The sequence below is a fragment of the Micromonospora sp. SCSIO 07396 genome, from assembly GCF_053667945.1.
Window position 1 is genome coordinate 1,989,807 of sequence record NZ_CM132210.1, and the last position, 19,530, is coordinate 2,009,336.

General features: G+C 68.7%; 19 protein-coding genes. All 19 read left to right on the forward strand.

Translation table 11 applies throughout. From position 1 onward, the window contains the following. Nucleotides 1-11: 11 nt before the first annotated feature. The 19 genes from ACWCHM_RS08505 (at nucleotide 12) to ACWCHM_RS08595 (ending at nucleotide 19,460) form a co-directional block, all read left to right on the forward strand. Nucleotides 12-1,454 carry an ankyrin repeat domain-containing protein gene (locus ACWCHM_RS08505; protein WP_454221967.1) on the forward strand — a complete coding sequence of 481 codons (1,443 nt, stop codon included), beginning with the start codon at nucleotides 12-14 and terminating at the stop codon, nucleotides 1,452-1,454. 80 nt (nucleotides 1,455-1,534) lie between these two features. Next, a complete protein-coding gene (locus ACWCHM_RS08510) occupies nucleotides 1,535-1,978 on the forward strand; it encodes a nuclear transport factor 2 family protein (protein WP_454221969.1) in 444 nt (147 codons plus the stop codon). A 23-nt stretch (nucleotides 1,979-2,001) separates the two neighbouring features. Further along, nucleotides 2,002-2,313, forward strand: a complete 312-nt coding sequence (locus ACWCHM_RS08515; protein ID WP_454221971.1) for a putative quinol monooxygenase — start codon at nucleotides 2,002-2,004, stop codon at nucleotides 2,311-2,313. Nucleotides 2,314-2,447: 134 nt separating this feature from the next. Continuing rightward, entirely contained in the window at nucleotides 2,448-2,885 is a 438-nt protein-coding gene (locus ACWCHM_RS08520) for a MerR family transcriptional regulator (protein WP_454221972.1), read from the forward strand. A gap of 122 nt (nucleotides 2,886-3,007) precedes the next feature. Beyond that, nucleotides 3,008-4,408 (forward strand): MFS transporter, encoded by a 1,401-nt coding sequence (locus ACWCHM_RS08525; RefSeq protein ID WP_454223043.1) that lies wholly within the window; start codon nucleotides 3,008-3,010, stop codon nucleotides 4,406-4,408. Between the two features lie 58 nt (nucleotides 4,409-4,466). Continuing rightward, on the forward strand, nucleotides 4,467-5,375 hold the full coding sequence (locus ACWCHM_RS08530) for a TIGR03619 family F420-dependent LLM class oxidoreductase (protein ID WP_454221974.1): 909 nt from the start codon (nucleotides 4,467-4,469) through the stop codon (nucleotides 5,373-5,375). Nucleotides 5,376-5,699: 324 nt separating this feature from the next. Beyond that, nucleotides 5,700-6,476, forward strand: a complete 777-nt coding sequence (locus ACWCHM_RS08535) for an SDR family NAD(P)-dependent oxidoreductase (RefSeq protein WP_454221975.1) — start codon at nucleotides 5,700-5,702, stop codon at nucleotides 6,474-6,476. A 63-nt stretch (nucleotides 6,477-6,539) separates the two neighbouring features. After that, nucleotides 6,540-7,316, forward strand: coding sequence for a DUF2306 domain-containing protein (locus tag ACWCHM_RS08540; protein ID WP_454221976.1), 777 nt, complete (start codon nucleotides 6,540-6,542; stop codon nucleotides 7,314-7,316). A 51-nt stretch (nucleotides 7,317-7,367) separates the two neighbouring features. After that, nucleotides 7,368-8,156, forward strand: coding sequence for an oxidoreductase (locus ACWCHM_RS08545; RefSeq protein ID WP_454221977.1), 789 nt, complete (start codon nucleotides 7,368-7,370; stop codon nucleotides 8,154-8,156). Nucleotides 8,157-8,223: 67 nt separating this feature from the next. Further along, nucleotides 8,224-8,688 carry a cupin domain-containing protein gene (locus tag ACWCHM_RS08550; protein WP_454221978.1) on the forward strand — a complete coding sequence of 155 codons (465 nt, stop codon included), beginning with the start codon at nucleotides 8,224-8,226 and terminating at the stop codon, nucleotides 8,686-8,688. A gap of 14 nt (nucleotides 8,689-8,702) precedes the next feature. Then, nucleotides 8,703-9,050, forward strand: coding sequence for a bifunctional 3-phenylpropionate/cinnamic acid dioxygenase ferredoxin subunit (locus ACWCHM_RS08555; RefSeq protein ID WP_454221979.1), 348 nt, complete (start codon nucleotides 8,703-8,705; stop codon nucleotides 9,048-9,050). After that, complete coding sequence (locus tag ACWCHM_RS08560) at nucleotides 9,047-10,294, forward strand: NAD(P)/FAD-dependent oxidoreductase (RefSeq protein WP_454221980.1); 1,248 nt, start codon at nucleotides 9,047-9,049, stop codon at nucleotides 10,292-10,294. Before ACWCHM_RS08555 ends, ACWCHM_RS08560 begins: the two co-directional genes overlap by 4 nt. A 421-nt stretch (nucleotides 10,295-10,715) precedes the next feature. Then, on the forward strand, nucleotides 10,716-11,024 hold the full coding sequence (locus ACWCHM_RS08565) for a muconolactone Delta-isomerase (RefSeq protein WP_454221981.1): 309 nt from the start codon (nucleotides 10,716-10,718) through the stop codon (nucleotides 11,022-11,024). 29 nt (nucleotides 11,025-11,053) lie between these two features. Continuing rightward, nucleotides 11,054-11,737, forward strand: coding sequence for an EthD domain-containing protein (locus ACWCHM_RS08570; protein WP_454221982.1), 684 nt, complete (start codon nucleotides 11,054-11,056; stop codon nucleotides 11,735-11,737). A 98-nt stretch (nucleotides 11,738-11,835) separates the two neighbouring features. After that, nucleotides 11,836-13,797, forward strand: coding sequence for a maltotransferase domain-containing protein (locus ACWCHM_RS08575; protein ID WP_454221983.1), 1,962 nt, complete (start codon nucleotides 11,836-11,838; stop codon nucleotides 13,795-13,797). After that, nucleotides 13,794-15,500 carry a maltose alpha-D-glucosyltransferase gene (gene treS, locus ACWCHM_RS08580; protein WP_454221984.1) on the forward strand — a complete coding sequence of 569 codons (1,707 nt, stop codon included), beginning with the start codon at nucleotides 13,794-13,796 and terminating at the stop codon, nucleotides 15,498-15,500. The genes ACWCHM_RS08575 and treS overlap by 4 nt, the downstream gene beginning before the upstream one ends. Next, the gene (locus ACWCHM_RS08585; protein ID WP_454221985.1) at nucleotides 15,497-16,843 is read left to right on the forward strand and encodes a maltokinase N-terminal cap-like domain-containing protein; all 1,347 of its coding nucleotides are present in this window, start codon (nucleotides 15,497-15,499) and stop codon (nucleotides 16,841-16,843) included. Before treS ends, ACWCHM_RS08585 begins: the two co-directional genes overlap by 4 nt. Nucleotides 16,844-16,997: 154 nt before the next feature. Continuing rightward, nucleotides 16,998-17,822 (forward strand): type 1 glutamine amidotransferase domain-containing protein, encoded by an 825-nt coding sequence (locus ACWCHM_RS08590; RefSeq protein ID WP_454221986.1) that lies wholly within the window; start codon nucleotides 16,998-17,000, stop codon nucleotides 17,820-17,822. Nucleotides 17,823-17,858: 36 nt separating this feature from the next. Next, nucleotides 17,859-19,460 (forward strand): thiamine pyrophosphate-binding protein, encoded by a 1,602-nt coding sequence (locus ACWCHM_RS08595; RefSeq protein WP_454221987.1) that lies wholly within the window; start codon nucleotides 17,859-17,861, stop codon nucleotides 19,458-19,460. The last annotated feature ends 70 nt before the right edge of the window (nucleotides 19,461-19,530 follow it).

Genomic DNA, 19,530 nt, shown 5'->3' on the forward strand with positions numbered 1-19,530 from the left:
AAAGGTCTGTGATGGGTACCGAACTCACACGGCGGGTCGTCGAGACGTACTTCGCCGATCTGGCCAGGGGGGATCTCGACGCGGCCCTCGCGGCGCTGTCCCCCGACATCGACTTCGAGCTTCCGAAGGACCGCTGGAACGAGGTGATCCCCTACCTGGGGCGCCACGTCGGCATCGACGCGGTCCGCGAGGCGTTCGTCGTGCGTGGTGAGACGACGGAGATCGTCGACTACGCGATGCGGGAACTACGGGCCGACGGCGACACCGCGTTCGCGGTCATCTACACCAAGGCGTTGCACGCGCGGACACGGGAACAGTTCGAGATCGAGGACTCCCACAAGCTGGTCGTCGACGACGATGGCCGGATCGTGGCGTGGAAGGTCTACTTCGACCCCAACGGAGAGGTGGCTGCCTTCACCGCCGACTCGGGGCCACGACTGGTCGAGGCGGTTCGTCGGCGGGCGCACGACGAGCTCGCCGAGCTGCTCCGGTCGGGGGCGGACGTCGACACCCGTGATCCGAGCGGCCTGACCCCGCTGATGATCGCGGCGGGGCAGGGTGACGCCGATTCGGTGCGGCTGCTGTTGGACAGCGGCGCCGACGTCCTGACCGCGGAGCCGCGTGCCGGCCTGACCGCGTTGCACAAGGCATGCCAGGGCGGCGATCTGGCGGTGGTGCGGGCGCTGGTCGACGCGGGCGCGTTCGTCGACAGCGTCGCTCCCACCACGGGTCACACGCCACTGATGGACGCGTTGTGGTACAAGTTCCCCGATGTGGCCCGGTTCCTGCTCGACATGGGTGCCGGCCTCAATCTGAGCACCCACTACGGGTTCTCGCTCAAGGAGCACTTCGAGTACGAACTGAACGTCAACACCATCGGTAAGGAGCGGCTCCTCGAAGCGGAGCAGCACCTCAAGGACCGGATGGCGGCCGACGAGCGGCGGGTGGCCGGGCAACGCCTGATGCTGGCCGTCACGACCGGTGACGTCGAGGCGGTCCGCCGTCTGCTCGCCGCGGGGGCGGAGGTCGATGAGCGGTTCCCGTTCGTGAACGGCTTCAACGACGCCCACACTCCGCTGCTGGTGGCGGCGCGTGACGGCCACACGGAGATCGCGCGGCTGCTGCTCGATGCCGGGGCCGACGTGAACGCGACCGAGCCCACCTTCGGTGCCGTGCCGCTCCACAAGGCCGTCTACAACGGGCACGTCGACCTCACCCGGCTCATCTCCGCTTGGCCCGGGGTGGATCTGGACTTCCAGGGCGCGACCAACGGCTACACGCCGCTGCACGATGCGCTGTGGCACGGGTACGAGGAGTGCAGCCAGATCGTGATCGAGGCGGGTGCGTCGCTGACGCTCGTCGGGCACGATGGCAAGACCCCGCTCGACCTGGCCGAGGAGGTCTTCGGCGCGGACCACCGGCTCCCCCGGGAGATCCGTTCGCGCCTGGGTTGAACACCGAGGCGAACTGACCGTGGGTGACGTGGCCCTGCGGCCGCGTCACCCACGGTCACGCCGGGGAATGGAGATGGGTGATGTCATTGGCGAACAGCCAGCGTGCCGAGGCGAACAAGGCGTCGGCACGGGCCTTCCTCCGGTTGCTGGAGGAGAAGCGAATAGACGCGTGGATGGAGTTGTGGGCCGAGGACGCCGAGCACTTCTACCCGTTCGGTCGGCGGATGTTCCCTGAGCACATCGTGGGCCGCGACGCGATCCACGCCCGGTGGCGCAACCTGCCCCAGACCTTCCGTCGGTTGAGCTTCCCGGTTCGGGGCATGTGGGCCGAGGGTGACACGGTGATCGTCCAGTTCGACGGCGAGTGCGTCATGCACAGTGGTGACATCTACCGGAACACCTATATATCCCTGCTCACCTTTGATGACAACGGCAAGATCCGACTGTACGCCGAGTACTTCGATCCGATCGAGGCGGGTCTCGGGTTCGGCCTGTTGGACGTCGATTACCACGGCGTCGGTTGACGAACATCATGGAGGTGGGTGACATGACCGACAGGGCGCTTGTGGTCGCCGGCTTCGCCTGCGCGAGGGTCGGCCGGATCGAGGAGCTCAAGGCCAGGATGGTGGAGTTGGCCCGGCTGACCATCGACGAGCCGGGCTGCCTGGACTACCGCGTGCACCAGGACCCCGAGCAGCCGCGAAACCTCTTTTTCTACGAGGCGTGGCGGTCGGCCGAGGACCTGGACAGGCACCTCGGGCAGGAGCACCTTTCGGGGTTCATGGCGGAGTTGCCCGGGCTCGTCGACGGGGACATCGACGTCCGGCAGTTCCGATTGGAGCAGCCGCAACCGCTGTGACCCCGACACCCACTCCGGTCGTCCGGTACCACGAACGGGCGACCGGAGTGGCGTCTGCGGCCAGGTTCACACGGCCCCGGACATCGGTGCAATGATTGACCTTGACGTTAGTGTCAATGTTCTAGCATCGCCATGTGCACGAGGGGATGATCGAGATGCGCATCGGAGAACTGGCTCACAAGTGCGGCGTCAGTGCCCGGTCAGTGCGGTACTACGAGCAGCAGGGCCTGATCGCACCACGTCGTGCCGCAAACGGCTATCGGGAGTACGACGAACTCTCGGTGGTCAGGGTCCGGAACATTCGTGAGCTGCTGGAGTCCGGGCTCACCGTCGAGGACATTCGGATCTCGATCGAAAAGGGGTGTCTCGATCAGCCGTTGAGCACCCTGCCCATGTGTCCCGACGCGATCAGGATCGCCGCCGACCGGCTCGGCGCCCTCGATCGGCGTATCGCCGCGTTGCAAGATCTGCGCCGGCGGCTCGCGCGGCAGGTCTCCGAGACCGAGACGGCGATGGCCTGTGACAGGGCGCCTGTCGACGAGCCGGTCTTCGCCACCGCCACCAGTAACTGAATTCCCGCATCCGGCGGGTGCGCCCGGTGACCCGGGTCGCTCGACGCTGTCCGGAACGCCCCTGTCAGGAGCTTGCCTTGACCATCGAACATGACGCTGAGACGAAGGACGACGCAATCCAGGTGTCCCGACACTGGCTTGCTCTCACGGTCCTCGCAGGTGCCCTCGCGCTCGACATTGGCAGCATGAACGTCATCAACGCCGCGCTGCCGGGCATGCAGCGACAGTTCGCGCTCGACAGCTCCGTCCTGCAATGGATCTTGACAGCGTACGCCGTCACGTTCGCCGGTTTCCTACTACTCGGCGGCCGTCTCGCCGACGTGTTCGGCAGACGCCTGGTCTTCGGCCTCGGGGTCGCGCTGTTCACGGCGGCGGCGCTGGCCGGTGCCGTGGCCTCCAGCGTCGAGGTGCTCATCGTCGGTCGAGCGTTGCAGGGGTTGGGCGCGGCGCTGTCCGGCCCGGCCGCCATCGCGCTGCTGTCCGACGTCTTCCCTGCCGGGCCGGCCCGCAACCGGGCCTTCAGCATGTACGCGGCGGTCGGTGCCGCCAGCGGCAGCGGCGGTTTCGTGCTCGGCGGTGTGCTCACCGACCTGTTCGGCTGGCGGGCGGTGTTCGCGTTCTCGGTGGTTCTCGGCCTGTTGGTGCTGTTGCCTCTGCGGGCGGCACTACCCGCCACCGCCCGGAACCCGCATCCCCTGGACGTGCCGGGTGCGGTCATGGTCACGGCGGGTCTGCTGCTGGCGGTCTTCGGGGTAAGCCGGGGCGGCTCCGCTGGCTGGGACGACACCGTAGTGGTCGGGTCGGTGGCGTGCGCCGTCCTGCTGCTGGTCGGCTTCGTCGCCTGGGAACGACGGGCTGCGGACCCGCTGCTGCCCCTGTCGGTGCTGCGCCCCGTTCCCGTACGACTGGCGACCCTCTCGGCGTTCCTGCTCTACACCGCCGCGCTGGGCCTGCAGTTCTTCGCTCCGCTCTACCTGCAGGAGATGCTGGACTACTCGCCGTTCCAGTCCGGCATCGCGGTGATGCCCTTCTCGCTCAGCGTCTTCCTGATGGCGAACTTCTTCACCGGCCGCCTGCTGTCCCGCTTCGGCCAGAAGATCATGCTCGCCCTCGGGTTGATGTTGATCGGCCTGGGCATACTGGCCTGGGCGTGGACCCCGCTCGACGGCAACTACTGGGTGCACATGTTGCCCGGTCTGATCGTCATCGGGATCGGCGTCGGCGCGGTGTTCCCCACCATGACCACCGCTGGGCTGACCGGAGTTCCGGCGGAGCGGCACGGCGTGGCCGGTGCCCTGAACGTCACCGCCCAGCAGGTCGGCGCCAGCGTCGGGGTTGCGGCCCTGGTGGTCGTCGCGGCCATGTCGACGGTCAGCGCCGACGGTCAGGCCGGTGTCCTGCACGGCTACCACGTCGCCTACGTGGTGGCGGCAGTCGCCGCCGTGGTCGGTGCGGTGGTGGTGAGTCTGGTCCCGTCCTGGGAGCGGGGGAGTAAGGCCGAGGCCAAGCCTGCCCCGGTCTGAGCTGCGACGACCGCTGAACCGTTGCTTCCCATGTCGCCATCATCGTCAGGAGACGGGTATGAAGTTCGGACTCTCCCTGGAGCCGCAGTCGTGGCCGCGTGACGCGGGCGACGCCATGCTCCGGGCGGCGCGTGACGCTGAGCAGATCGGGCTGGAGTACGTCCTCATGGCCAACCACGTGCTGGAGAATCCGAACGGCGTAGGCCTCGATCCGGTGGTCCTGCTGTCGGCGGTGGCCGGCGCGACGACCCACATCGGCATCGCCACGAGTGTGCTGGTCCTGCCCTACTACCGGCCCGTGGTGCTGGCCAACCAGCTCGCGACGCTCGACGTGATGTCGGCGGGTCGCCTGGTGGTCGCCGTCGGCACCGGCTGGAATCCCCAGGAGTTCAACGCACTGGGGGTACCGATCCGGCTCCGGGGTCAGCGGACCGACGAGAGCCTGGAAATCATGAAGGCACTCTGGTCCGGCACCACCGCAGACCTGGACGACAGGTTCGCCGTTCTCCGTGATGCGGTCATCGGCGTGCCCCCGCACCGGCCCGGCGGGCCACCGATCTGGGTGGGTGGGCACAGCGATGCGGCGATCCGACGGGCGCTGCGGTTCGGTGACGGCTGGCACGGCTCCGGCATCACCCACGAGGACGCACGCTTCTTCCGGCGTCGGATCGAGGAGTTGGCGGTCGGTACGGGACGCGACCCGGCCACGATCGAGATCAGCACGGTCGGGTTCCTGGTGCCGCAGGGAGTTCCGGCGGTCCGGCCCGTCCCGGGTCGGCTGCTCGGCGGCACTGACGCCAGCACCGAGGCCATTATCGAGGATCTTCGCCAGCTTGCCGACGCGGGCGTGACGATGTGCTCGTTGTGGATGCCCATCGACGGTCGCCTGGTGGGCGAAGCGCTGGAGTGGTTGGCCTGTGAGGTTCTACCGCACGTGGAGCACAGCTGCCGTTCAGGTCCACGCTAGCGGAAAGAATCCGGGCCGGCTCCTCCCTCCCCCCTCAGGGAGGAGCCGGCCCGGTCCGGGTCGTCCTGTTCGGCACCAGAAATGCGCACGCATCGCGTGCGCATTTCTGCGTGGAGGGGCAGGCGAAAAGTTAACGAAGTGGGTTCGGCTTCACCGGCGGAGCGCTATTCACCGGTGATTCGGTGATAGATTTTCTACTGTCGATATGCGACGACTCTGCCGACTTGTCGAATTGATTGCCGGCGGATGATCCCTTGCCTGTTCTGCCGCAGTGGGGCACCAGGGCAGGTCCGCACACACCCCCGAATGAATGGAAGGTGTGCCATGAATTCGACCATCGAAGGCAAGTCCGTGATCGTCACCGGAGCGAGCAGGGGCATCGGCCTCGCGGTCGCCCGGGCCTGCGTCGCGCAGGGGGCGTTGGTCTTCGCCGGTGCCCGGACCGTCGGCGACGACCTGCGGAGCGTGACGCCGTACACCCTCCAGGTGGACCTGGCCCACGCCGACGGGCCGGCAGCGCTCGTCGACCTCGCGACCAGGACGGCCGGGGGCGTGGACGTGCTGGTGAACAACGTCGGCGCTGCCGAGGCTCGACCGGGCGGCTTCCTGTCGATCGGGGACGCCGACTGGCAATGGGCCCTCGACGTCAACTTCTTCAGCGCCGTGCGGGCCACCCGGGCGGCGCTGCCCTCACTCATCGAACGGCAGGGCAGCATCGTCACCGTCGGATCGGTGAACTCCCGGCGGCCGGACGTCAACGTCGCTGACTACTCGGCCGCCAAAGCGGCGCTGACCAACCTGAGCAAGGCCCTCGCCGAGGAGTTCGGTCCGGTCGGCGTCCGGATCAACACCGTTTCGCCCGGCCCGGTCTCCACCGACGTGTGGACCGGCCCCGACGGCATCGGCGCCGCCGCTGCCCGGGCGGCGGGGATCACCCAGAGTGAGCTGATCGCCCGACTCCCGGCCCTCACGGGGATCTCCACTGGCGCGCTGACCACGCCGGCGGAGGTGGCGGATCTGGTGGTGTACCTCGCCGGGAGGTCGGCCAACATCAGCGGCGCCGACCTCGTCATCGACGGCGGGCTGCTGAAGACCGTCTGATCCGTCCTCCCGGCGAACCGCCAGGGGCGGTCCATTCGTGCACCTTCGAAGGAGGGAAATGACGTGACAACGATCAGCGTGCCGGCCCAGGAGCCGACCTCCGGCATCCGGCCCGCCCGATCCCGACCACGGTGGCTGCGGGAGTGGTGGGTCTTCGCGCTCGCCGTGTACTGCATCGGCTTCGGCATCTTCGGGGGCTACCCCTACGGCACCCTGGACGAGCGGATGTCCCGGGTGTCGATCCGCCCGGACGTGCCGTGGCACTACCCCCTGCTGGTGATCCACATTCTGTTCGGCGTGGTCGCGGTGCTGCTCGCCTGGCTCCAGGTCTGGCCGTGGCTGCGGGAACGGCACCCGGCGGTGCACCGCCGGGCCGGCTGGGTCTACTACCTCGGCGGCGTGATCCCGTCGGCGATCCTGTCCTTTCCGGTGGCGATCCTGACACCGGCGGGGCAGGGAGTTCGGTCGGCCCTGCTGATGATGGGTCTGCTCTGGTCCGTTTCGGTCGTCGCCGGTTTCCGGGCGATCCTGCAACGTCGGATCGACGACCATCGGAGATGGATGCTGCGCAATGTCGCGATCACCACCTCCACCATCACCGCCCGACCGCTGTCACTGCTGTTCATCAACGGCACGCTTTCGGCGCTGCCCGAGACCTACGGGGTTGAGCCGTTGTCGACGGCCCACCAGTTGGAGGCCGTGGCGCTGTGGACCGCGCTGGCCGTGCACGTCGTCTTCGTGGAGTGGTACGTGCTGCGGCCCCGTAACCGTCGCCGGCCGGTTCGCCCGACGCGAACTGCCCTGGTGGCCGACCATGCCGTGGCCACCACCGACTCCTGACCCAGGGGCCGACCTGCGGGCCTCGAAGCACAAGCAGAGGAGACAAGAGAGATGGACCTGCACCTGTCCGGAAAAGTCGCCATCGTGACCGGCGCCAGCCGGGGCGTCGGACTGGCAATCGTCCGAGCACTCGCCGACGAGGGTGCCCGAGTGATCGCCGGTGCCCGCAACGTCGCCGGCGACCTGACGGACCTGGCCACGGAGGGACTGGTACACCCGGTCGCAGTGGACCTGGCCACTCCCGAGGGTGGACCCCGGCTCGTCGCCGAGGCCCTGGCCCTGCACGGTGGGATCGATGTGGTCGTCAACAACGTCGGCGGCGTGGTCCGCCGCAGCGAGGGCTTCCTGTCGATCACCGACGACGACTGGACGTGGGGTCTGAACATCAACCTGATGGCGGCGGTGCGGACGATCCGCGCGGCCGTTCCCTACCTGATCGAGCGCGGTGGCGGGTCGATCGTCAACGTCAGCTCGATCATGTCGTACCTGCCCGATCCCGACGTGTACGACTACACCGCCGGGAAGGCCGCGCTCAGCAACTTCTCCAAGGCGCTGTCCAAGGAGTTCGGCCCCCGGGGCATCAGGGTCAACACGGTGAGCCCCGGGCCGACGCTGACGGACATGTGGCTGCGCGAGGACGGCATCGCGCCGGCCGTACGCAAGGCCACCGGCATCGACCCGGACACCTTCGTGAAGCAGATCTCCGCGCAGGCCGCGAGCGGGCGGTTCACCAATCCCCAGGAGGTGGCCGACCTCGTCCTTCTCCTGGCAAGTGACCGCGCGGCCAACGTCGTCGGTGCCAACTTTGCCATCGACGGCGGCTTTGTCGCCACCCTCTGACATCCGGTCCGGCGTGCCGGGCCTCCCGGCACGCCGATCGGTGTCCGTCCTGAAAGGAGGCGCCAGGATGCCTGGTGTGATCCACCGTCCGGCCGAGGCTGGACCCACGATCTGGTTCGGGGACGCCACCTACACCTTCAAGTGTTCGGCCGCCGAGTCCGGCGGCGCGCTCACCTTCGCCGAGGCGTCGGTACCACCGGGCGGCGGGCCGCCCCCACACCGGCACCACCACACCGACGAGGCCTTCTACGTGCTCGCCGGCGAGCTGGAGTTCCTCAACGGTGAGGACACCTTCCCGGCCGGCCGCGGGGACTTCGTCTTCGTCCCACGGGGTACACGGCACCGGTTTCGCAACATCGGTCAGCATACCGCCAGGTTGTTGTTCCTGTTCACGCCCGGCGGGATGGAGGGTTTCTTCATGTCGATAGGTGTCGACGCGCAGGCCGGCAAGGTCCCCTTGCCGATGACACCGAGCCAGCGTGACCTGATCGTCGAACTGGCCGGTCGGTACGACTTCGAGCCGGCAGCATGAGCGGGGGAGGGGACATGGCGGACGCCCGACGCATCCAGGTCTGCGCCGCCCGGGACGTTCCGGACGGATTCGCTGTCCGGGTCTCCCGGACCACGGTCGGAGCCTCCGACGACATCGCCGTCTTCAACGACGGCGGCCGGTTCTACGCCCTGAACGATACCTGCACCCACGCTCTCGCCTCCCTGGCCGAGGGGTGGGTGGAGGACGGTGAGGTCGAGTGTCCGCTGCACGGTGGACGGTTCGAGCTGAGCACCGGCACGGCCACCGCGCTGCCGGCGACCCGGGACGCGGTGACCCACCGCGTCGAGGTCGGCGACGACGGGATGATCGTTCTCGTCGCGGACGCCGACGTCCGCCAGTGACCGGAGACGCCGTCCCGCCCCGGGCCATCGTGGTCGTCGGCGCGGGACTGGCCGGGGTCAGCGCCGCCGAACAGTTACGGGCGCTCGGCTACGACGGCCGGCTCACCATCGTGGGGGCCGAGGAAAGCCTGCCGTACGACCGGCCGCCGTTGAGCAAGGACGTCCTGCGCGGGACCGCCGAGCCTGCCTCTGCCCTGCTGCACCCGCACCGGTGGTACGACGAGCGTGGAATCCGGCTGCGCCTCGGGGTCGGCGTCCGTGCCGTCCGGCCGAGGTCGGCCCGCGTGGAGTTGTCGACCGGTGCGGCGGAGACGGCCGACCTGGTACTCATCGCCACCGGGGGTCGTCCGAGACGGCTGGACCTGCCGGGCGCGAGGCATCCTGCGGTTTACTCGCTGCGTACCCTCGCCGATGCGCAGTCACTGCGGGAACAGCTCGGGCCGGGTGTCCGGCTCGGCGTGGTCGGTGGCGGGCTGATCGGCGCGGAGGTCGCGTCCTCCGCTGCGGCGCTCGGCGCGGCGGTCACCGTCATCGATCCGGTGCGCTGGCCGTTGGCCGCAGTGCTCGGTTCCGAAATCGCCGAGATGGTGCATCTGCGGCACCGTCGGCACGGGATCGCACTGGTCACGGGTGCCGTGCGCGAGGTGCAGGCACGGTCCGGTGCGGTCCGCATCCGGGTCGACGGCCAGCGGGATACGGTCGATTGCGACGTGGTCGTCGTCGGGATCGGTATCGAACGCGATCTTGCCCTGGCCGAGGCGGCCGGCCTCGCCGTCGACGTGGGAATCCTGGTCGACCACGCACAACGCACCTCCCATCCGCAGATCTTCGCCGCCGGTGACGTCGCCCAACAGGGCGGTCCAACCGGTCCCGCCCGCCCGGTCGAACACTGGGACGCCGCGCTACGGACCGGGCGGACGGCGGCAGCAGCCATGCTCGGGCAGCGACTTCCCGAGCCGTCCGTTCCGTGGTTCTGGTCCAGCCGCACGGACCTGCACCTGGAGGTCGTCGGCGATCCCCAGTCGGGTCGGCTGAGCGTGGTACGGGGCGGTCTGGACCAGGACGATCTGCTCGCCGTGGCGGTGCGGGACGGTCGGGCCGTCGGAGCGGTCAGCATCAACCGGCCCGCCGATCTGAAGATCCTGCGTCGGGCCATCGACCGCGGCATGCCGGTCGACGCCACCAGACTCCGGGACGACTCCGTCGACCTGCGGACCCTCGTCCGGGACAGGTCGGACGCGTAGGTCCGCCAGGGCCGCCCCGTCGGATCGTCAGTCGACACCCGCCGCCCGGGCTTCCGCTCCCGGCGAGCGATCCCGCGGTCGAGTGTCGCCGGCCCCGCGCCGATTGTATCGCCGCGGCCCGCAGGACACCCCGACCGCCCTGCCCCACCCGCCGTGACCTGGCGTCTGGACCGCTGACCGGGCTCCTTCGGCACGGCGGACCCGTCGACGCGGAGACCGTACCCACTCCGTGTGGTCGATATTGCCGGAGCTGTATCCGGAAAGCAGAATTGAAATAGTCCGCCGGAGCTGGTGCCGGCTGGTGAGCCGCCGAGTCGGCAAATCGCGCGAATAGCCCACGACGATTGGGCGTCATGGTTAGCTGAAGCGGCTATCTGGTGGCCGACCCGTTCAGTCAGAAATTGCAGACAGGAGGCATGAAGTGCTGTTCTACGTCCAGATGAAGTGGAATCACGAAGGCCGAATCAGTCTCGACGAGCTATGGGAAATCGAGGCCGAGGAGGCCGTGCACGCACAGGAGACGCTGGATTCCGGCTTCGCCGTGGGGCTGTGGAAGGTGGCCGGCCAGAAGAGGGTAATCGGCATCATCGACTCGCCTGACGCCGAGGAACTCGACCGGACCGCGCTCGGCCGCCTGCCCATGCGCGAGTACCTGGAGTTCGAGGTGGTGTGGCCACTGCGGGACTATCTCGGATTCGCCGAGGACGTCCTGAAGCGGTACAAGTTCTGACCCCAGAGGATCGTAGAGAAGGGAACCCCATGATCCACCAACTCATCTTCGCCCATCCGAAGCCGGGAATGACCGAGGAGGAGTTCCAGCGCTACTGGCTGGAGGTCCACGCGGTCCGGTACGCCAGCCAGATCCCGCAGATCCGCAAGTACAAGATCGATACCCGCATTCCCTTCGGACCCCGTCCGGACGAGTTCCTGTGGAGTGGTGTCGCCGAGATCTGGCTGGCCAACGAGGAAGAGCAGATCGCCTCGTTGCAGACCGATGAGTTCCTCAACGGGGCGCGGCTCGACGAGCCCCGGTGGGCGGCCTTCTGGCGCACCCTGGTTCTGGACACTGACGCGCACGAGGTGCTGGCCCCGCCGCAGGAGCCGGGCGTCAAGCTCATCCGCCTGGTGAAGCGCCGTGAGGGGCGGACGCTGGCCGACTTCCGCGAGCGCAGTCTGGGCAAGTACGCGGACCTCGTGCTGGACGTTCCGGGCCTGCGTGGCTACCTGCAGAATGTCACCCGCGACTCCTGGTACGGCCTCGGTGAGACCGTCAAGGACGCCGTCCACCAACTCTGGTTCGAGGACGTAAAGTCCGCCCGGGCGGCGCTCGACTCGCCCCAGTTCCGCCTCGCCGAGGACGAATTGGCCGAACTGGTCGAGCCCCGGTACACCAACGAGATGCTCACCCGGGAGCACTGGATCATCGGTCCCGAGGCCCGCTGATCGACGGTCCCGTCCGGGACCACCTGACCCATGGGACGCCGCGGGCTCGGTCACGGGTCCGCGGCGTGCGTCTTTCCTGACATGTAAAGGCGACGAACATGAAACGCATAGCGATCGACGACGTTTCCCCGGTCGTCTCCGACGGACGGTATCCCGCCAAGGCCGTGGTCGGTGAGCACCTCCCGATCCGCGCGACGGTCTGGCGGGAGGGCCACCTGGCGCTCGCCGCGACCGTGGTGTGGCAGGGACCCGCGGATGAGGAACCGCGGCTCACCCGGATGGTCCCCGACGGGGTCGATAGTGACACCTGGACCGCCACGATCATCCCTGACGCTCCCGGCACCTGGACGTTCCGGGTCGACGCCTGGGGAGATCCCTGGGCGACCTGGTGCCGGGCCGTCGCGGCGAAGGTGTCCGCCGGACAGGACGCCGTGACGCTCGCCGGTGACCTGGTAGCGGGGGCGGTCCTGCTCGACGAGGCGGCCCGCACCCGGGACGGCACGGCCGCCCGGACGCTGCGACAGGCGGCTGCGGTGCTGCGCGATCAGGGACTGCCACTCGACGAACGGCTCGGCCCGATCAGCAGCCCCGCCCTCCGGACGGTGCTGGAGGGGTTTCCGCTGCGCGAGTTTCCGACCGAGGGCGACGTTTACGAGGTCCACGTCGACCGGGAACGTGCCCTGTTCGGCTCGTGGTACGAGTTCTTTCCCCGGTCGACCGGCGGCTGGGACGGTGCGGGGCGGCCGGTGCACGGCACCTGGGCCACTGCCACCACCGAACTCGACCGGATCGCCCGGATGGGGTTCGACGTGGTGTACCTGCCACCGATCCACCCGATCGGGGAGGTCAACCGCAAGGGCCGCAACAATTCGGTGGTGGCCGCACCGGGTGACCCCGGTTCGCCGTGGGCCATCGGATCGGCGGCCGGCGGCCACGACGCGGTGCACCCTGAACTGGGCACCATCGACGAGTTCGACGCCTTCGTGGCCCGCGCCACCCAGTTGGGCCTGGAGGTCGCCCTCGACCTGGCACTGCAGTGCGCTCCGGACCACCCGTGGGTCACCGAGCACCCGGAGTGGTTCACCACCAACCCCGACGGCAGCATCGCCTATGCCGAGAACCCGCCAAAGAGGTACGAGGACATCTATCCGCTGAACTTCGACAACGACCCCGAGGGCATTCGGGCGGAGATGCTGCGCGTGGTGCTGTATTGGGTCGACCACGGCGTCCGGTTCTTCCGGGTGGATAACCCGCACACCAAGCCTGCGGACTTCTGGCACTGGCTGATCTGGACGGTGAAGCGGCAGCGACCGGACGTGCTGTTCCTGGCCGAGGCGTTCACCCGCCCGGCACGGCTGTACGGTCTGGCCCGGCTGGGCTTCAGCCAGTCGTACACCTACTTCACCTGGCGGACCAGCCGGGCCGAGCTGGTCGCGTTCGCCGTCGACCTGGTTGCGCACGCCGACGAGTGCCGCCCGAACCTGTTCGTCAACACCCCCGACATCCTGCACGCCAGCCTCCAGCACGGTGGTCCGGCGATGTTCGCGGTCCGCGCCGCGCTGGCCGCGACGCTCTCCCCGACCTGGGGGGTCTACTCGGGGTTCGAGTTGTTCGAGAACCAGGCCCTCGGCGAGACCAGCGAGGAGTACCTCGACTCCGAGAAGTACCAACTCCGTCCCCGGGACTGGGCGACGGCGGTGGCACAGGACCGCTCGCTCGAACTGTGGCTCACCCGACTCAACCAGATCCGTCGTGCCCACCCGGCGCTGCGCCGGCTGCGAAGCCTGCATGTCCATCCCACGGACAACGAGGCGTTGCTGGCTTACTCCAAGCAGGACCCCGCCACCGGGGACCTGGTGCTCGTCGTGGTGAACCTCGACCCACGGCACCCGCGGGAGGGCTTCGTGCACTGGGACATGCCGGTGCTCGGCCTACCCGCCGACGGTCGGTTCACCGTGCTCGACGAGGTCAGCGGCGAGCTGTTCGGTTGGGGCGCCGACACCTACGTCAAACTCGATCCGCAGCGGGCCGTGGCGCACATCGCCGGGCGGCAGCAGTGACTTCCCGAACGCAGGCTCCCGGCCTGTCCAGCGCCCGCCCGCCCCAGCCGGACGCCGAGTGGTACAAGCGGGCGGTCTTCTACGAGGTTCTGGTGCGCGCGTTCCAGGACTCCGACGGCAACGGCAGCGGTGACCTACGCGGCCTGACCAGCCGTCTGGACTACCTGGCATGGCTGGGAGTGGACTGTCTGTGGCTGCCGCCCTTCTACGACTCACCGTTGCGCGACGGAGGGTACGACATCCGCGACTTCCGTAACGTGCTGCCCGACTTCGGGGTGGTGGAGGACTTTGTGGAACTGCTCGACGAGGCCCACCGCCGGGACATCCGCGTCATCATCGACCTTGTCCTCAACCACACCTCGGACACCCATCCCTGGTTCCAGGAATCGCGGCGGGACCCGGACGGCCCGTTCGGCGACTTCTACGTCTGGTCGGACACCGACACCCGGTATCCCGACGCCCGGATCATCTTCATCGACACCGAGAAGTCGAACTGGGCGTACGATCCGGTGCGGCGGCAGTACTACTGGCATCGCTTCTTTTCCCACCAACCGGACCTCAACTACGAGAACCCTCGGGTCGTCGAGGCGATGACAGACGTCCTGCGGTTCTGGCTCGACCTGGGTATCGACGGGTTCCGGCTGGACGCGGTGCCGTACCTGTTCGAGGCCGAGGGGACCAACTGCGAGAACCTGCCGGCCACGCACGAGTTCCTCAAGCTGTGCCGCAAGGTCGTCGACGACGAGTACCACGGGCGCATCCTGCTCGCCGAGGCGAACCAGTGGCCGCAGGACGTGGTGGACTACTTCGGTGACCCCGGATCGGGCGGTGACGAGTGCCACATGGCATTCAACTTCCCGCTGATGCCGAGGATCTTCGGCGCGTTGCGCCGGGAGAGCCGCTATCCGGTGGCGGAGATCCTGGCGCGGACACCGCCGATCCCGTCCGGAGCGCAGTGGGGGATCTTCCTACGCAACCATGACGAGTTGTCGCTGGAGATGGTCACTGCCGAAGAGCGTGACTACATGTACGCCGAGTACGCCACCGATCCCCGGATGCGCGCCAACATCGGTATCCGTCGCCGGCTGGCTCCGCTGCTCGGCAACGACCGCAACCAGATCGAACTGGTCACCGCGATGCTGCTGAGCCTGCCCGGGTCACCGGTGCTCTACTACGGCGACGAGATCGGGATGGGTGACAACATCTGGCTCGCCGACCGTGACGCGGTCCGTACCCCCATGCAGTGGACGCCGGACCGTAACGCGGGCTTCTCCGACTGCGACCCCGGCCGCATCTACCTGCCGGTCATCCTCGACCCGGTGTACGGCTACCAGGCGGTGAACGTGGAGGCACAGACCGACAATCCGGCCAGTCTGCTGCGCTGGACCCGCAGAATGATCCAGCTTCGCAAGGAGCACCCCGCCTTCGGGCTGGGTGACTACACCGAGCTGCCCTCCTCGAACCCGGGCGTCCTGGCCTTCCTGCGTGACGCCGGCGACCAGGGGTCGGTGGTCTGCGTGTTCAACCTGTCTCAGCATCCGCAGCTGGTGCAGATCGACCTGTCGCCGTGCCTGCACGCCGAGTTGGTCGAGCTGACCGGCGGTACCTCGTTCGGTCCGGTGCTGACGCCGGAACGGACGTTGACCCTCGCCGCACACGGCTTCTTCTGGTTCGGAGTCACCCACCGCCCGGAGTCGGGGTGACCGCCGCGCCCGGCTGGTGGGCATCCGCGGTCGCCCTGTGGCTGCCCGGCCGCCGCTGGTTCGGTGGCGGCGGAAGCCGGGTGGAGGGCGTCGAGTTTGTGCGGCTCGTCGACCTGGGACCACGGCACCGGCCGACCGGTCCGCGCGGCATGCTCGGCATCGTCGCGGTCCGGGTCAGCGGTCCGGGCGGCACCGAACTGCGTCACCACCAACTGCCGCTGGCCCTGCGCGGTGACCGCCACGGCGGTCCCGGGCCCGACGACCTGATCGGCGAGCACGACGGCGACCTGCTGTACGACGCGACCGGCGATCCGGAGGTGATGGCCTCCCTGCTACGGGCGGTGGCTGAGGGGCATCGGATCGACGGTGTGCGGTTCGTCGTGGACAGACCGCAGGCACTCGCCTTCGCCAGTCGTGCGGGCCTGCCGGTGCGGCGGGGGACCGCCGAGCAGTCCAACACGTCACTGGTCTTCGGCGACCGGTTCATCCTCAAGCTGTTTCGCCGGTTGGATGTCGGGGTGAACCCGGACCTGGAGGTCCACCGTCGCCTGTCCGGGCCGAACCTCGCCCCGCTGATCGGTGCGATCGAGACCAGCCTGGATGCCGGGCCGGTCACCCTCGGCATCGTGCAGGAGTTCGTGCCGGACGCAGTCGACGGGTGGACCCTGGTGACGGGGGCACTCGGGGCCGGCAATGGGCTGCTGACGGAGGTCCGCGAGTTGGGTGCCGCCGTGGCGGTGGTGCACCGGATGCTCGCCGAGGAGTTCGGTGCCGCCGCACCGGACGGGGCGATGCTGGCAGCAGTCCGCGACCGCATGTCGGCCAGGCTGGAGACGGCCGTCCACGAGGTGGACGACGCTCAGCCCTACCTGTCCCGGCTCCGGACCGCCCTGGCGCCGGCCGGGCGGTCGGCGGGCGTCGGGCCCTTCCAGCGCATCCACGGCGACCTGCATTTGGGGCAGGCGCTGCGCACCGGCACCGGGTGGCTGCTCATCGACTTCGAGGGGGAGCCGGTGGTGCCTATCGCGGACCGTGCCGTCCCGCGGTCACCACTGCAGGACGTGGCCGGCGTGCTGCGCTCGTTGAGCTACGCGGCGGGCCACGTCGAACGCCTCGCGCCGGAGCGGGCACCGTGGCTGCGCCGGTGGTTGCCGGCCGCCCGGGAGGCGTTCCTGGCCGGCTACGGCCGGGCCGGCGGGACGGAACTGTCCGGGGCGTCGCCCGTGCTGCGGGCGTACGAGTTGGACAAGGCGCTCTACGAAGTGGTCTACGAGACCCGGAACCGACCGGACTGGGTGTCGGTGCCGTGGCGTGCGGTGCTCGAGTCCATTTCCGGTTCCTGAGGTGTGGCGGTATTTCGTCACGTTGGATTTTTGACCTGTACGAGTGTGGACGACGAACCCCTGACGCCTTGCCAGTGATTCCCCGGGATTGATTGAATTAATTCGGCGGTGCACTGCTGCCGCATCGATGACCGGCCCGAATTTGGGAGGAAAAGTGTCGAAGAAAATTCTCATCATCCTGTCGGAGTACGGATACTGGGGTGAGGAATTGTTGGGGCCGCTCGTGGCCTTCGACAACCAGGGCTACGAGAGCGTCTTCGCCACCCCGAACGGCAAGCGTCCGGTGGCGCTGCCGCCGAGCCTGGACCCCGGGTACGTCGACCCGCCGCTGGGACGGGCCGTGACCACCCCCGAGGTGGCGGTGGCCGCCCGGGAACTGGACGAGTCCGACCGGCTGGAGAACCCGGTCAGCCTCGCCGACTGGATTCCCGAGCGCCCCTACGAGAGCGTGCCGAATCCGCTGCGTGCGATGGAGGCGTACTACCGGGAACTGGCATCGTTGGATACCGACATCGAGCAGTATGACGCGCTCACCATCGTCGGTGGCAGCGGCCCGATCGTCGATCTGGCGAACAACGGCCGGGTGCACGAGCTGATCCTGGCTTTCAACCGGGCGCAGAAGCCGATCCTCGGCCTGTGCTACGGGGTGGCGCCGTTGGCCTTCGCCCGTGACTGGGACACCCGGGACAGCATCATCTGGGGCAAGCATGTCACCGGGCACTGCAAGGAGTACGACTACAAGGACGGCACGGGATTCGTCGGCGTCAATTTCAACATGGGGCCGCCGCCGTACCCGCTGGAGTACATCCTGCGGGACGCGACCGGGCCGGACGGGCGGTTCCACGGGAACGTCGGCAAGGAGACCTCGGTGCTCGTGGACTACCCGTTCATCACCGCCAGGTCCACCCCCGACTCCTTCCTCGGCGGAGAGAAGCTGGTCGAGGTGCTGGAGAACGGTCTCCGTCGCTACGGCTGGTGAGCTGGCGGGTCGACAACGAGGTGGGGAGGTGGACCAGTGACCGCCAGACCAGGCAAGGTCGCGATCTTCGAACAGTTCGCGGCGGACGGTATGACCACCATGTTCGGCAACCCCGGGACGGTGGAGCAGGGTTTTCTCGACGTCCTGGAGCAACTGCCGGCGTTCCGCTACATCCTGGGGCTCCAGGAGACCGTCGCGGTGGGGATCGCCGACGGTTACGCCCGGGCCACCGGGGGGCCGGCGTTGGTGCAGCTGCACACCGGGGTCGGCCTGGGCAACGGCATCGGCATGCTCTACCAGGCCAAGCGCGGCCACTCGCCGCTGGTGGTGATAGCCGGTGAGGCCGGGGTCCGGTACGACGCGATGGACTCCCAGATGGCCGCCGATCTGGTGGCGATGGCTCGGCCGGTGACCAAGTACGCTACCCGGGTGCTGCACCCGGACTCGGTGCTGCGGGTGCTGCGCCGGGCCGTGAAGGTAGCCATGACCCCACCACGGGGTCCGGTCTTCGTCGCGCTCCCGATGGACGTGCTCGACGAGCTGACCGACGAGCCGGTGGTGCCCAGCACCATTCCGACCCGATCGGTGGTGCCGGTGCCGGCGGAACTCGACCACGCCGTGGAGATTCTGCGTGGCGCACGCCGGCCCTTGGTGCTGATGGGCGACGGGGTCGCGGTCTCGGGCGCCCAGCCGGAACTGACCATGCTCGCCGAACGGTTGAACGCGCCGGTGTGGGGCCTGGACAACTCCGAGTTCAACATGGACGCCACCCACCCCCTGTACCGGGGCCAGCTCGGCCACATGTTCGGTGAGGTCAGTGCGGCGGCGGTGGCCGACGCCGATGCGGTGTTGATCGTGGGCACGTACGTCTTCCCGGAGGTCTTCCCGGCCCTGCACAGCCCGTTCCACCCCGACGCCCGGATCGTGCACGTCGATCTGGACGACTGGGAGGTGGCGAAGAACTTCCCGGTTGACGTTGCGCTGATCGCCGATCCGAAGCCGACCCTGGCCGCCCTGGCCGAGGGGCTCGACGCGGCCCCGGCCCCGGGCGACCGGGGGGAGCCGCCACGACCGCAGCTCACCGCGAACAGCTCCCTCATCGAGCTGTTCGCGGCGGAGTTGGCCGACCGGGCCGGCTCCGACCTGGTGGTCTTCGACGAGGCGCTGACCGCCTCGCCCGGGCTGGCGCGGCACCTGCCGCCCCGCACGGCCGGCAACTATTTCCTGACCCGGGGCGGGTCCCTGGGCATCGGCATCCCCGGCGCCATCGGCGCCAAACTCGCCCGGCCGGACGCCGAGGTGGTGGGCTTCACCGGGGACGGCGGAAGCATGTACACCATCCAGGCGCTGTGGACGGCGGCCAGGTACGACATCCCGGCCAGGTTTGTCATCTGCAACAACCACCGGTACGAGCTGCTCGACCTCAACATCGAGCAGTACTGGCGGGAGCGTGGGATCGACCCGCACGCCCACCCGGAAGGTTTCGACCTCTCCCGGCCGGACATCGGTTTCGCGGCGCTCGCCCGCAGCCTCGGCGTCGAGGCGGTACGGGTGGAGAAGGCTGACGATGTCGAGCCGGCGGTGCGCCGGATGCTCGCGCACCGTGGTCCCTTCCTGGTGGACCTCATCACGGGGTGAACCCCTCCCGCACCGCGCGTGCCGCCGGTCTGCCCGGCCGGCGGCACGCGCGGTCCCGACACTGACCTCA